This window comes from Serratia sp. CY71090, from assembly GCF_052166845.1.
Classification (GTDB): Bacteria; Pseudomonadota; Gammaproteobacteria; order Enterobacterales; family Enterobacteriaceae; genus Serratia; species Serratia nematodiphila.
This window is the reverse complement of the sequence record NZ_JBJNOA010000001.1, coordinates 1,027,523-1,041,300: the sequence shown is the minus strand read 5'-3', so window position 1 is coordinate 1,041,300 and position 13,778 is coordinate 1,027,523. Positions and strand designations below refer to the sequence as shown.

General features: G+C 59.0%; 12 protein-coding genes. 8 read left to right on the top strand and 4 right to left on the bottom strand.

Translation table 11 applies throughout. The annotated features are described in order from the left end of the window. The first annotated feature begins 238 nt into the window (after positions 1-238). A complete protein-coding gene (locus ACJ8OK_RS04940; protein ID WP_015377997.1) occupies positions 239-1,231 on the top strand; it encodes a 2-hydroxyacid dehydrogenase in 993 nt (330 codons plus the stop codon). A 50-nt stretch (positions 1,232-1,281) separates the two neighbouring features. Continuing rightward, positions 1,282-1,710: a heat shock protein HslJ gene (hslJ, locus tag ACJ8OK_RS04935; RefSeq protein WP_015377998.1), complete on the top strand. Its 429-nt coding sequence runs from the start codon at positions 1,282-1,284 to the stop codon at positions 1,708-1,710. 24 nt (positions 1,711-1,734) lie between these two features. On the opposite strand, the gene ACJ8OK_RS04930 is transcribed toward hslJ, so the two are convergent. Beyond that, positions 1,735-1,989: a DUF333 domain-containing protein gene (locus ACJ8OK_RS04930; RefSeq protein ID WP_004930482.1), complete on the bottom strand. Its 255-nt coding sequence runs from the start codon at positions 1,987-1,989 to the stop codon at positions 1,735-1,737. Positions 1,990-2,467: 478 nt separating this feature from the next. After that, positions 2,468-2,800, bottom strand: a complete 333-nt coding sequence (gene ssmE, locus ACJ8OK_RS04925; RefSeq protein WP_033632935.1) for a multidrug efflux SMR transporter SsmE — start codon at positions 2,798-2,800, stop codon at positions 2,468-2,470. Between the two features lie 247 nt (positions 2,801-3,047). Between ssmE and nifJ the strand changes: the two genes are divergently transcribed. The 3 genes from nifJ (at position 3,048) to ACJ8OK_RS04910 (ending at position 8,294) form a co-directional block, all read left to right on the top strand. Beyond that, positions 3,048-6,581, top strand: coding sequence for a pyruvate:ferredoxin (flavodoxin) oxidoreductase (gene nifJ / locus ACJ8OK_RS04920; protein WP_135638249.1), 3,534 nt, complete (start codon positions 3,048-3,050; stop codon positions 6,579-6,581). A 229-nt stretch (positions 6,582-6,810) separates the two neighbouring features. After that, complete coding sequence (gene ttcA / locus ACJ8OK_RS04915) at positions 6,811-7,749, top strand: tRNA 2-thiocytidine(32) synthetase TtcA (protein WP_004930494.1); 939 nt, start codon at positions 6,811-6,813, stop codon at positions 7,747-7,749. A 146-nt stretch (positions 7,750-7,895) separates the two neighbouring features. After that, entirely contained in the window at positions 7,896-8,294 is a 399-nt protein-coding gene (locus ACJ8OK_RS04910; protein ID WP_004930496.1) for a VOC family protein, read from the top strand. Positions 8,295-8,512: 218 nt separating this feature from the next. On the opposite strand, the gene zntB is transcribed toward ACJ8OK_RS04910, so the two are convergent. Next, complete coding sequence (gene zntB / locus ACJ8OK_RS04905) at positions 8,513-9,496, bottom strand: zinc transporter ZntB (protein ID WP_004930499.1); 984 nt, start codon at positions 9,494-9,496, stop codon at positions 8,513-8,515. Between the two features lie 154 nt (positions 9,497-9,650). On the opposite strand from zntB, the gene ACJ8OK_RS04900 reads away from it, so the two are divergent. The 3 genes from ACJ8OK_RS04900 to ACJ8OK_RS04890 all read left to right on the top strand — a co-directional run bounded on the left by ACJ8OK_RS04900 (position 9,651) and on the right by ACJ8OK_RS04890 (position 11,838). Continuing rightward, complete coding sequence (locus ACJ8OK_RS04900) at positions 9,651-10,352, top strand: hypothetical protein (protein WP_085058694.1); 702 nt, start codon at positions 9,651-9,653, stop codon at positions 10,350-10,352. After that, positions 10,304-11,395: a hypothetical protein gene (locus tag ACJ8OK_RS04895; protein WP_079007624.1), complete on the top strand. Its 1,092-nt coding sequence runs from the start codon at positions 10,304-10,306 to the stop codon at positions 11,393-11,395. The genes ACJ8OK_RS04900 and ACJ8OK_RS04895 overlap by 49 nt, the downstream gene beginning before the upstream one ends. 194 nt (positions 11,396-11,589) lie before the next feature. Further along, positions 11,590-11,838, top strand: coding sequence for a hypothetical protein (locus tag ACJ8OK_RS04890; RefSeq protein WP_004930507.1), 249 nt, complete (start codon positions 11,590-11,592; stop codon positions 11,836-11,838). Positions 11,839-11,998: 160 nt separating this feature from the next. Here ACJ8OK_RS04890 and ACJ8OK_RS04885 read toward each other — a convergent pair whose 3' ends face one another. Next, positions 11,999-13,633 carry a peptide ABC transporter substrate-binding protein gene (locus tag ACJ8OK_RS04885; RefSeq protein ID WP_442530410.1) on the bottom strand — a complete coding sequence of 545 codons (1,635 nt, stop codon included), beginning with the start codon at positions 13,631-13,633 and terminating at the stop codon, positions 11,999-12,001. Positions 13,634-13,778: the final 145 nt, after the last annotated feature.

The window sequence follows — 13,778 nt, the reverse complement described above, 5'->3', positions numbered from 1 at the left end:
CTTGCAACCATTCTAATAAAAGTTTAGCTGCTAGCTAACTGTGTACTAGAGAAGCCATTCCCCACACCCCCGTGGGGATTTTTTTGCCGCCTGTCGCCACCGTCGTCTTCCCTCCATCGTATCCAGACCCACCGCAGCCTTGCAGCAGCGATTTCGGCCATGTCGAAACGGGCTAACCAATTGTCGAATTTACTAAAATCTGTTAAATTGATCACAAAATCACGGTGGAGAAACCACGATGAAATTGGCGATATACAGTACCAAACAGTATGACCGTAAATACCTCGAACTGGTGAATCAGCAGTTTGGCTATGAGCTGGAATTCTTCGACTTTTTACTCAGTAAAAAAACCGCCAAAACGGCCGCCGGTTGCAAGGCGGTGTGTATCTTCGTCAACGACGACGGCAGCCGTGAAGTGCTCGAAGAACTGGCGGCGCTGGGCGTCGAAATTCTCGCCCTGCGCTGCGCCGGTTTCAATAACGTCGATCTGGACGCCGCCAAAGAACTGGGCATCAAGGTGGTGCGCGTGCCGGCCTACTCGCCGGAGGCCGTGGCAGAACACGCGGTCGGCATGATGATGTGCCTGAACCGCCGTATTCACCGCGCTTATCAGCGTACCCGCGACGCCAACTTCTCGCTGGAAGGGCTGATCGGCTTTAACATGCACAATCGCACCGCCGGCGTGATCGGCACCGGTAAAATCGGCGTGGCGACGATGCGCATTCTGAAAGGCTTCGGCATGAAACTGCTGGCCTACGATCCGTTCCCGAGCGAACAGGCGCTGGAACTGGGCGCGGAGTATGTCGATCTGAAGACGCTGTACGCGCAATCCGACGTGATCACCCTGCACTGCCCGCTGACGCCGGAGAACCACCACCTACTGAATGCCGACGCCTTCGCGATGATGAAAAACGGCGTAATGGTGATCAACACCAGCCGCGGCGCGCTGATCGATTCCACCGCCGCCATCGATGCGCTGAAGCAGCAAAAAATCGGCGCCCTCGGGATGGACGTCTACGAGAACGAACGCGATCTGTTCTTTGAGGACAAGTCTAACGACGTGATTCAGGACGACGTGTTCCGCCGCCTCTCGGCCTGCCACAACGTGCTGTTTACCGGCCATCAGGCTTTCCTGACCGAAGAGGCGCTGACCAGCATTTCACAAACCACGCTGCAGAACATCAGCCAGTTGGATCGCGGCGAAACCTGCCCGAACCAGTTGAACGCCTGAGCGTAACCTCGGGGCGCCCTTGCGGCGCCCTGTTTATTTGAGAGAACGCGATGAGAAAAACCACGGTAGCCGCCCTTGCGGCGCTGGCCTTAGCGGGGTGCAGCATGAAACCACACACGGCCGTCACGCCAGGCGATCTGTTGCATCACAACTTCGTGTTGCAAAGCGTGGATGGCGAAACGGCAAAATCACCGGCGGGCGGCGGCCTGCTCAATCTGGAATTCGGCGAGAACCTGCATGTCTCCGGCACGATGTGCAACCGCTTTTTCGGCCAGGGGCAATTACGCGACGGCGTGCTGACGGTGAAATCGCTGGCCACCACGCGCAAGCTGTGCCCTGATGAGCAGCGCAACCGCTGGGATCGGGTGATTGGCACCGTGCTGGAAAACGGCGCCGAAGTGACGCTAAACGCACAGCAGCTGACGCTCACCGGCAGCGGCCACACGCTTATTTATACCCTGCGCGATTGGGTGTATTGATCCTGCAGGCCAGGCGCCGCGGGCTTACCCGGCGCAGCTGCCCAGGGCCAGCGTACGTTCTTCGCACTGCTTGCCGTTCGGCATCTGGCACATGCGCAGCGCTTCACCGTTCAAGTTGTGCGCGATGGTGGTAACGCCGCCGACCGCCGCGCAACCGGCGCTGGTCTGCAACGTATTGATTCTGGCACTGTTGCCCTGCTGTACTGGCTCTTCGTTATTGCTGCTGCAGGCGGCTAAAAGCAGCACGGCGCTGGCAAGCAGCCATTTTGATGTCGTCATTATCCCACTCCTGAACCCGGAACTGCGCTGTGTAAAATCGCCATTGCTGATAACGCGCGTCACTTGGCGGACACGTTTCGCTATCTTTGATGCAAACTTGTTTAATCTAGCTCGATATATAAATAATGAAAATATATTCCAGCCATTATTTGTCGTTTTTTTGCGCCGGCCGAACATTTATTTTGTTTGCAGAATATTTCCGTGACGGCGCCACTCGCTGTCAGGTACTGGCCGCACGCAAAAAAGTGATAACGTCACCGCGGCCATCGAGGAAGTTTTTCCCGCGACAGCGGTATTAATTATCTTCGCGTGCTTTCATTGCGGCGGCGCATTTTTTGCTACCGGAGAGAACGATATTTGTGTCTATGCTGGCGGCGCTAACTAATTAGCATTCCACTATTTTCAGTGAATGATGGCTGAATTCTTCAACCGGCGCGACTTGCTGTCACGCCGGCTTTTTTTTACATTAAAATAACACTCAGTGCACCGAGGCTTTCGACAGTAAATTAATCACCAGCACGCCGGCAATAATTAATCCCATGCCAACGATCGCCGGCCAATCCAATTTTTGCTGATAAACGAACACCGCGGCGACCGACACCAGCACAATCCCCATGCCCGACCAAATCGCATACACGATGCCCAGCGGCATGCTCTTGACCACCATCGACAGCCCCCAAAACGCCACGCCGTAGCCCAGCACCACCAGCAGCGACGGCCACAGACGGGTAAAGCCCTCAGAGGCTTTCAACATGGTGGTGGCGATCACTTCCGCAACGATCGCCATCGTCAAATACATAAATCCGCTCATGGTTTTCTTCCATCAGTTTACCGATGCGCAATTATGACGCGCCGGAAATAAATTGTCTTTAAACGGCGAAAACAATTTATTGAAGTGACCTCAACCGGCGATGCAAATAGTGATGCCCGATACGCTTGCCGATTTATCACCCGCCACACAAACGCGATAAAGCCGCGTTCGCCCCTCTGTTAGACTTTTTTCCATTACTGCGAAAGTGCGCTTTCGCGGCTTTGTGAGCAATGAAAAGGTAACGCCGATGATAACTACAGATGGTAATAATGCAGTCGCTTCCGTGGCCTATCGCACCAACGAAGTGATTGCCATCTACCCTATCACGCCAAGCTCCACCATGGCGGAGCAGGCGGACGCCTGGTCCGGCGATGGCCGGCAAAACATCTGGGGCGATATTCCGCGGGTGGTGGAAATGCAGTCGGAAGGCGGCGCGATCGCCACCGTGCACGGCGCCTTGCAAACCGGCGCGCTGTCGACCTCGTTCACTTCATCGCAGGGCCTGCTGCTGATGATCCCCACGCTGTACAAACTGGCCGGCGAGCTGACGCCGTTCGTGCTGCACGTCGCCGCGCGCACCGTGGCCACGCACGCGCTGTCCATCTTCGGCGACCATTCGGACGTGATGGCGGTGCGCCAAACCGGCTGCGCCATGCTGTGTGCCGGCAACGTGCAGGAGGCGCAGGACTTCGCGCTGATCTCGCAGACCGCCACCCTCAACGCGCGCGTGCCGTTTATCCATTTCTTCGACGGTTTCCGCACCTCGCACGAGATCAACAAGATTGTGCCTCTCAGCGACGATACGCTGCGGCAGATGCTGCCGCAGGCGGCGATCGACGCGCACCGCAGCCGGGCGCTGTCGCCGGATCATCCGGTGGTGCGCGGCACTTCCGCCAACCCGGACACCTATTTCCAGTCGCGCGAAGCCACCAACCCGTGGTATGACGCCACCGGCCAACACGTGATCGACGCCATGGAAGCCTTCGCCGCCCTCACCGGCCGCCGCTATCGGCCGTTCGACTATTACGGCCACCCGCAGGCCGAACGCGTGGTGGTAGTGATGGGTTCCGCCGCCGGCACCTGCGAAGAAGTGATCGACACCCTGCTGACCCGCGGCGAGAAAGTCGGCGTGCTCAAGGTGCGGCTGTTCCGGCCGTTCTCCGCCCAGCATCTGCTCGGCGCGCTGCCGGACAGCGTGCGCAGCGTCGCGGTGCTCGATCGCACCAAAGAGCCGGGCGCGCTGGCCGAGCCGCTGTATCTGGACGTGATGACCGCGCTGGCGGAAGCCTACAGCCGGGGGGAGCGCGCCACGCTGCCGCGGGTGATCGGCGGCCGTTACGGCCTGTCGTCGAAAGAGTTCGGCCCGGACTGCGCGCTGGCGGTATTCCGCGAGTTGGCCCTGCCGCAGCCACGCCCGCGTTTCACCGTCGGCATCTTCGATGACGTCACCGGGCTTTCGCTGCCGCTGAGCGACGAAATCCTGCCGCAGCGCGCCTCGCTGGAAGCGCTGTTCTACGGTTTGGGCAGCGACGGCTCGGTCTCTGCCACCAAGAACAACATCAAAATCATCGGCAACGCCACGCCGCTGTATGCCCAGGGCTATTTCGTCTATGACTCCAAAAAGGCCGGCGGCCTGACGGTGTCGCACCTGCGCGTCAGCGAGCAGCCGATCAATTCGGCCTACCTGGTCAGCCACGCGGACTTCGTCGGCTGCCACCAACTGCAGTTTATCGATAAGTACCAGATGGTCGAACGCCTGAAGCCCGGCGGCACCTTCCTGCTCAATACCCCTTACGGCGCCGATGAGGTCTGGTCGCGCCTGCCGCAGGAGGTTCAGGCGCTGTTGCACCAACGCCAGGCGCGTTTCTATATCATCAACGCCGCCAAGCTGGCGCGTGAATGCCGGCTCGGCGCGCGCATCAACACCGTAATGCAGATGGCGTTCTTCCACCTGACGCAGATCCTGCCGAGCGACGTGGCGCTGCAACAGCTGCAGGACGCCATCGCCCGCAGCTACAGCAGCAAGGGCCAGGAGATCGTCGAGCGCAACTGGCAGGCGCTGGGCGCCACCCGCGCCGCGCTGACCGAGATCCCGCTGCAGCCGGTAGACGCCAGCAGCCCGATGCGCCCGCCGGTGGTGTCGGACGCCGCGCCGGACTTCGTCAAAACCGTTACCGCCGCGATGCTGGCCGGGCTGGGCGATGCGCTGCCGGTTTCCGCCTTCCCGCCGGACGGCACCTGGCCGGTGGGCACCACCCAGTGGGAAAAGCGCAACATCGCCGAAGCGATCCCGATCTGGCAGCCCGACCTGTGCACCCAGTGCAACCACTGCGTCGCCGCCTGCCCGCACTCCGCCATTCGCGCCAAGGTGGTGCAGCCGGCGGAAATGGAACACGCCCCCGCCTCTCTGCAGTCTCTGGATGTGAAAGCGCGCGATATGCGCGGCCAGAAATACGTGCTGCAGGTAGCGCCGGAAGATTGCACCGGCTGTAACCTGTGCGTCGAGGTCTGCCCGGCGAAAGATCGCCAGAACCCGGAAATCAAGGCCATCAACATGGCGTCACGCCTCGATAATCTGGTGGCGGAGAAAGACAACTATGACTTCTTCCTGCAGCTGCCGGAAATCGATCCGGCGCAGCTGGAGCGCATCGACATTCGCACCTCGCAGCTGATCACGCCGCTGTTCGAGTACTCCGGCGCCTGTTCCGGCTGCGGCGAAACGCCGTACATCAAGCTGTTGACCCAGCTCTATGGTGACCGCTTGCTGATCGCCAACGCCACCGGCTGTTCGTCGATCTATGGCGGCAACCTGCCGACCACGCCGTACACCACCAACGCCGAAGGGCGCGGGCCGGCGTGGGCCAACTCGCTGTTCGAAGACAACGCCGAATTCGGCCTGGGCTTCCGCCTGACGGTCGATCAACATCGCGCGCGAGTGCTGCGTCTGCTGAACGCACTGGCGCCGCAGCTGCCGGAGCAATTGGTCAACGCCCTGCAGATGGAAGACGTGGCGCCGGAGCCGCGCCGCAAGCAAATCGCCGAACTGCGCGCGCTGCTAGCGAGTATTGAAGGTGAAGATGCGCGCCAGCTGGCGGCGGACGCCGACTACCTGGTGGATAAATCGATCTGGCTGATCGGCGGGGACGGCTGGGCCTACGACATCGGCTTTGGCGGTTTGGATCACGTGCTCAGCCTGACGGAGAACGTCAACGTGCTGGTGCTCGACACCCAGTGCTACTCCAACACCGGCGGCCAGCAGTCGAAAGCCACGCCGCTGGGCGCGGTGACCAAGTTCGGCGAGCACGGCAAGCGCAAGGCGCGCAAGGATCTGGGCGTCAGTATGATGATGTACGGCCATGTCTACGTCGCGCAGATTTCGCTGGGGGCGCAGCTTAACCAGACGGTGAAAGCGATTCAGGAGGCCGAGGCCTATCCGGGGCCGTCGCTGATCATCGCCTACAGCCCGTGCGAAGAGCACGGCTACGATCTGGCGCTCAGCCACGATCAGATGAAACAGCTGACCGCCACCGGTTTCTGGCCGCTGTACCGCTTCGATCCGCGCCGCAGCGCCGAGGGCAAGGCCGCATTGGCGCTGGATTCGCGCCCGCCGAACAGCAGCCTGGCTGAAACTCTGCTGAACGAGCAGCGTTTCCGTCGCCTGAACGCGCAGCAGCCGGAGGTGGCCAGCGCGCTGTATCAGGCCGCCGAGAAAGAGCTGAAGGAGAAATACGATTTCCTCAGCCTGCTGGCCGGCAAGGCGGAAAAGTCCGCCGCTGAGTAACCTCCCTCAGGGCGCGAGCGATTCGCGCCCTGTTCTTTTACCGCCGACGTAAATCGCAGCAACAAAACCTGCTGGCATTCCGGCGCGCAATCCGTACCATACAGGCCTCGCGTCGGGTGCGTGGCGGCTGGATGATGAATAATGATCAAAATCGGCCGGTTGAATGGTAAACTCGCGGTCTATAACGCCATGCCCCTAGTGCCCCCCATTGAGAATGAGCACGATTTAAATGTCAGAAAAGCAATCCGTTAGCCAAAAAGAGCAGTACAACCTGAACAAATTGCAAAAGCGCCTGCGCCGCAACGTGGGCGAAGCGATCGCCGATTTCAATATGATTGAAGAAGGCGACCGCATTATGGTCTGCCTGTCCGGCGGCAAAGACAGCTACACCATGCTGGAGATCCTGCGCAATCTGCAGCAAAGCGCGCCGGTCAACTTCTCGCTGGTGGCGGTGAACCTCGATCAGAAACAGCCCGGCTTCCCGGAGCACATTCTGCCCGCCTATCTGGAAAGCCTGGGGGTGGAGTACAAGATCGTCGAAGAAAACACCTACAGCATCGTTAAAGACAAGATCCCGGAAGGGAAAACCACGTGTTCGCTGTGTTCGCGCCTGCGCCGCGGCATTCTGTACCGCACTGCCACCGAACTGGGCGCCACCAAGATCGCACTGGGCCACCACCGCGACGACATTCTGCAGACGCTGTTCCTCAACATGTTCTACGGCGGCAAGATGAAAGGCATGCCGCCCAAGCTGATGAGCGACGACGGCAAACACGTGGTCATCCGCCCGCTGGCCTATTGCCGCGAGAAAGACATCGAGCGTTTCTCGATCGCCAAAGCGTTCCCGATCATTCCATGCAATCTGTGTGGCTCGCAGCCTAATCTGCAGCGCCAGGTGATCGGTGACATGCTGCGTGACTGGGACAAGCGTTACCCAGGCCGGTTGGAAACCATGTTCAGCGCCATGCAGAACGTGGTGCCTTCGCACCTGAGCGATATCAACCTGTTCGATTTCAAAGGCATTCACCACGGCAGCGCCGTGGTGGACGGCGGCGATTTGGCCTTCGATCGCGAAGACATCCCGATGCAGCCGGTCGGCTGGCAGCCGGAAGACTCGGACGACGCGGCGCCTGCGCCAGAGCGTTTGAACGTGCTGGAAATCAAATAAGCCCCCTCGCCGCTTGCCATCCTGCGAGCGGCGACATTTACCTTTCCCGACGATCTCGATCCTGTTCACAGTTTGCGCAAAATTTACTGGGCAGTGCCGTTTTTACCCTATACTGTTTATTTATACAGTCATATGGAGATCGCGCAATGAACATCACCCCCTGCCTGTCCCACGTCTCACTGGGCTCCAACGATTTCGAGGCCGCCGCCGCCTTTTACGATCGTGCACTGGCCGCTTTGGGTTGCCGACGCGTGCTGGAGCATCCCGGCGCCATTGGTTACGGCCGCGACTACCCGGAGTTTTGGCTGCAGGTGCCGATCGACGGCCGGCCGGCCTCGCCCGGCAATGGCACGCACGTCGGTTTTTTCGCCACCAGTAAGCAACAGGTGGATGAATTCCATCGCCAGGCGCTGCTGGCCGGCGCCGTCGATGAAGGCGCGCCCGGTTCGCGGCCGCATTACGGCGAGGCTTACTACGGCTGCTTTGTCCGTGATTTGGATGGGCACAAGATTGAAGCCAGCTTCTGGGATGAAAGCGCGGCCTGAAGAAGAAGGAAAGCCGAATAAAAAAATGCCGGTGATTAAACCGGCATTGTACGAATCAAATGTGCTATGCAGTAATTCAAAAATAAGAAAGTAAGACAATTATGGAGCGCAACGCCCATCGCTTGACGTTGCATTCACCTGCGAGAGAGATCATGCCCCATTTACCCCGGCTAAATGTTGATATTGCTCAATGTTAACCGGGTTTTCGTCATTTTTGCCTACAGCCAGCGGCTGCGCTTCAACCACCAGGCGACGCCAAGCACCAATCCGACCAGCATCAGGCAAAATGCCGCGAAACCGAAAGGATTACCGCCGCCCGGAATACCGCCAAGGTTGACCCCGAACAACCCGGTCAGGAAAGTGGTGGGCAGAAATACCATCGCCAACAATGACATGGTGTAAGTGCGGCGGTTCATCGCGTCGGCCATCACCGTGGTGATTTCGTCGGACAAGATGGCGGTGCGCGCGATGCTGCCGTCCAGATCGTCCAATCCCCGTCCCAGGCGATCGGCGATATCCTGCATGCGGCGACGATCGTCATCGCTCATCCACGGCAGGCGGTCGCTGGCCAGCCGCGCGAAGACGTCGCGCTGCGGCGCCATGTAACGGCGCAGCACGATCAGCTGTTTACGGATCAGCGCCAGCTGGCCGCGCTCCGGCACCTGCTGCTCCAGCAAGGCGTCCTCCAGATCGATAATCTTGTCGTGCAGATCCTCGATAAATTCACTGGTGTGATCGGTCAACGCATCGGAAATTTCCACCAGCCAGCTGCCGCTGTTGGTCGGCCCAGCGCCGCTTTGCAGATCGTTCACCACTTGATCGATGGAATACACCTTGCGGTGCCGCGTGGAGATAATCAGTTTATCGGTGATGTACACGCGGATGGTGACCAACTGGTCCGGCCGTGAGTTGGCGTTAAAGTTGATGCTGCGCAGGGTGATCATGGTGCCTTCGCCCTGGCGGCTGACGCGCGGCCGTGAGCTTTCGCCGGAGAGCGCTTCACGCACCGAGTCCGGCAGCAGCGGCGTGGTACTCAGCCATTCAGCGCTGGCCGGGTGCGCGTAATCAAGATGCAGCCAGCACGGTGCGTCGCAGGTGATCTTGTCATCCCGCTCGATCGGCGTGACGCCCCCCTTGCCGTCGAGCTGGTAGGCGTAAACCGCATCGGCGACCTGCAGCTCGCTCCCCTCAATCACATCCATTCATTTATCCCCTCAGTCTTGCTTATGTTGCTGAGTCTAGCGTTAACGCCTTGGAGATCAAAGGCCAAGCTGTAACGCCAGTTTTCTCGTTGTCCCATAAACGTGATCTATACTTCTGCCGCAAGGAACGAACGGAGAACCGCAGGAGATCGCCATGCTAAAAACTTTTCTGGACATCGTCGTACCCACCGTAGGCGCCTTTGGCGCGATGTTTTTCGCCCTCGTCAAAATGCCCTTCCGCATTCGGCGGGAAAACCACGATAAGCTGCTAAACCTGCTCGAATCCGTCGAGAAGCCCCAAAGCGCCCCCATACACCTGTTACGCTTTCGCGACTATATCGGCAACAGCAGCGCCAGCCTCACTGCACTGCAGCTGCTGTTGGCGTTACCGGACAGCGTAGCGGCGCTGGAACGCTATCGCTTCACCGGTGGCCGCCAGCAAATCTTGCGCGCCACGTCCGCTGGCTTCGTGTTGCGGCCAAGCGCCAATAACGCTTTCAAACGTTTCCTGCTTTCCTGCCGCTATTTCTTGCTGTATTTGGTGTTCGTTACGCTGCTGGTGCTGTTCCCCGCTTTGACTCAATGGGGACTGCAGCAGTTAGGGGTATTGATTACGCCCCATTCACTCCACTATCTGCCTAATGCGCGCATCACCGACGGCTGGCAGCTGCTGTTCCCCGGCCTATTATTTATTATGATTATGTTCAGCCTGGCATTCCTGACCTTCAGGCAGCTGGCACGCGCGGGTAACCTCAGTTCGGAACGCGCCTTTTATCGCTACTATCAACGCGCGCGTGAGGAACAACGATGCCGGGAAGTCCTGAGACAAATGCGCACGGTGCTGCGCCGAACCTGACGAGGCGCCGCCGCCTGCGCTGCATCGCCATGGCCACTCTGCTGCTGTTCGGCCAATCGGTTCGCGCAGAACCGGTGTTAGAACGTCTCGCCACGCCCTACCACGCGCCGACGGCGGCGGGTTCCCTGCCTTATTTTGTCGCTCGCGCTCGATCCCCCCAGCCGCATACCGCGCTGGTGGTGATGCACGGGCATCCACGCGACGCCGCCAAGACGTTGCAAGCGGCGATCGATGCCGCGCAGGGAGCGGGAGACAACAGCTTGCTGGTCGCCCCGCTGTTCCAGGTGCCGGTGAAACTCGCCGCCCGCTGCCATTCCGCCGGTCTGCCCCAGCCGCAAGACGGTGACGCTCTCTGGCGCTGCGGCTCGTGGATCGCAGGCGGTTTGGATAATGGCGGGAAAACCGGCTCGTTCAACGCCATGGATAACCTGCTGGCCGATCTGAAACGGCGTTGGCCGTCGCTGCAGTCGATCACCGTGGCCGGTTTTTCCGCCGGCGCCCAGTTCGTACAACATTATGTCGGCTTTGCTCATCCGCCAAGCGGAGTGCGTCTGCGCTATGTGGTGGCCGATCCCGGCAGCTGGCTCTATTTTGATCGCCTGCGCCCTCTGCCCACAAGCCGGGGAAGCTGCGGCATTGAAACAGCCTGCCGTTTCCGCTGGCAAACGCTGGACGCCGGCCGCTGCCCGCAGGCCAATCGCTGGAAATACGGTCTGGAAGCGCTTCCCGCTCACCTGCAGCGCACTGCAGACGCGGCTCGCAGGCGCTATGCTGCGGCCGATATCACTTATCTGGCCGCCGCCGATGATACCGGCACCGCGCCGGGCGCCTACTATCGGATACTCGACAAATCCTGCGCCGCCCAGCTGCAGGGTCCTTATCGGCTGCAGCGCGCCCTGGCCTATGCCGACTATGACCGACGTTATCTGGCGCCGGATAAGCCGCATCGGTTAACGATCGTACCCGGCTGTGGGCACAACGTCGCCTGCGTCTTTCCCGCGCCGGCGGCCAGGCCGGCGCTGTTTCCCATTAATGCAGACTAATAATAACGGCAATGAAATAAACCCTTGCCGATAAATCAGACAATATCACCGATAAAGCGCTGGTAATGCCGTTATTATTATGACTTAACATATTGCTATCAATTTTAATTCAAAATGATAATAATAAATCAACACAAAGCTGTTTCAGCGCAAATTTTAGGGGCATATACTTTTCTCACTACGAGGAGGTAGTTATGTTACGCGACCATTTAAAAATAAACGCCAGCGATACGCTGGAAAAAATCAGCAATATTCATTTGCAAAACCAGGGCCAGGAAGAGATCAGTGAGTTCGTGGTGAAAAACGCCGCCGGCCTGCAGATTGGCAAGGTCTCCGTCCACGATCGTTTCAGTACCCGTCGTTCTTATCCCACCAGCTACCGCATTACTCAGACCGATATGAGCGGCCGCGTAGTGGTGGACGCCATGCGGGACTGTCTGTAAGCGTAACCGCGCTCTGAAATAGACAATATTAATGTGATGATGGCAACCCCGTTTATTATTAAACGGGGTTTATCGCGTGGAAAATTAATTAGTCTCGTGGTTTCGCCGCCGAAAAAAAAATAACGCCCCCACATTGCGCGGGGGCGGTAAATAAACCAACTCAGTGTTTGATGATATACATCGTTTGGCTATAGGCCACGTCTTCCGGATTGGTGATCGGGTAGCCTTTTACCCACGGTTTGATCAGGCGGCCGTTGGTATATTGGTATATCGGCGCGATCGGCGCCTGATCGGCAATGATCTGTTCCATCTTGTTGTAATCGGCGGTCACCGCCGCCGGGTTGGTTTCCCGCCCCGCCTGCGCCAGCAGCTTGTCGTAGTCCGCATTCTTGAACTTGGCGATATTGCCGCTGTGGGTGGAGGTCAGCAGCGACAGGAAGGTCGACGCCTCGTTATAGTCACCCACCCAGGAGGCGCGGATCACATCGAAATTGCCGGTATTGCGGCTGTCGATATAGGTTTTCCACTCCTGATTCTGCAGCTTGACGTCAATACCGAGCTTTTTCTTCCACATCGAGGCCACGGCGATGGCGATCTTTTGGTGGCTTTCCGAGGTGTTATACAGCAGCGTCAGCTTCAGCGGGTTGTTCGGGCCGTAACCGGCTGCCTGCAGCAACGCTTTGGCCTGCGCGTCCAGCTCCGCCTGCGGCTGCTGTTGCAGCAAGCTCGCCTCGGGTTTGAACCCGGCGGTCACGTCCGGCGTGAAGTGATAGGCCGGTTTTTCGCCGGTGCCCAGCACTTTTTCCGCGATAATCTTGCGATCGATGGCATAGGACAAGGCCTGGCGCACCCGCACGTCGTTGGTTGGCGCACGCTGGGTGTTGAACGCGTAATAATAGGTGCCCAATTGATCCGGCGTGTACACCTGCCCCGGAATGTCTTTCAGCAGCTTCTGATACATGTTTTTCGGGAAGGATTCGGTGATGTCGATGTCACCCGCCAGGTAACGCTTGGTGGCGTTGGATTCCTGGTTGATCGGCACGAAGGTCACTTTGGTCAGCACGGTGCGCGCATGATCCCAGTAATGGTCGTTAGGCGTCAGCACCAGCTTCTCGTTCACCACCCGTTCCTGCAGTTTGAACGCGCCGTTGCCCACCAGATTGCCGACCTTGGTCCAGTCGTTGCCGTATTTTTCCACCACCGCCTTGTTCACCGGGAACAGGCTGAAGTTGGCCGTCAGGCTGACGAAGTACGGCACCGGCTTGTCCAACTGCACCTTGAGCGTGTAGTCATCCGGCGCCGATACGCCCAAGCGATCGGCAGGCAGTTTGCCGCTGATGATCTGCTCGGCGTTCTGGATCCCCGCCAGCTGCGCGAACCAGGCGAACGGCGACAGATTTTTCGGTTCTACCAGCCGCTGCCAGCTGTAGACGAAGTCTTTTGCCGTGACAGGGTCACCATTTGACCACCGCGCGTCTTTACGCAGATGGAAGATATAAGTCTGGTTGTCGCTGGTCTGCCAGCGGGTGGCGACGCCGGGGATCACTTTGCCGTTGGCGTCCTGATTGACCAGCCCTTCGAACAGATCGCGCGCCAGCTGAGCCTCCGGCAAGCCCACCGCTTTGATCGGATCGAGCGAGGCCGGTTCGTCTTTAATGTGGCGCACGATTTCCTGTTTGTTCGCCAGCGCGGTGCCCGGGGGAACCTGCGCCGCCATGGCGCTGCTCATACAGGCGCCGATCGCCGCCGCGCAGAGCGCCAAACGAAAACCCCGTTGCATTTTTTTTCCCGTCATTGTGATTTGTCCCCCGTTAACCATCTGAATTTTTTATCATATAGCACAAGATCCATCCGGCCTAGCGCTCACGGCCGAGAAGTTGCAAAAAGTGCGATTCAGGCGATAAAAAACCCGTGCGGCGCAGGGCGACACGGGCGGTGTT